A 324-nucleotide genomic window follows, 5' to 3' on the forward strand; every position below is an offset into this window, starting at 1 on the left:
TAATTCGTCTATCTGTTGATTGACGAACTCATGGTCGGCTATCCTATATGGATATTGTTTTGACCATATCAGTTTGTCATCTTTAGTTCGTATTGTTGCTATAATTCTGGTTGTATATGGTAATGATTTATCAATAGTCTTATTTGTTTTCATGAGAGCATCCACCTGAGCCTGATGTTTTTCGTTTTCTACTATGTAGTTTAAACTTAATGACTCCATGGTGGTTGGTCCTCCAAAAGTTATTTTTAAATTTTCCAAATCTAATTTTGTTTTCATTTTTTTAAGTCCCGCTAATCCTATAATCAAATCGAAATTTTTTAACTC

The 324-nt window shown here is 31.5% G+C and carries 1 protein-coding gene; it reads right to left on the reverse strand.

The window, feature by feature from the left end; all coding sequences use genetic code 11:
- Positions 1 to 324: hypothetical protein (locus IU476_RS35735; protein WP_195106770.1), on the reverse strand; the 324-nt coding region annotated here is incomplete at both ends.

The organism is Nocardia blacklockiae (genome assembly GCF_015477355.1).
GTDB lineage: Bacteria > Actinomycetota > Actinomycetes > Mycobacteriales > Mycobacteriaceae > Nocardia > Nocardia blacklockiae.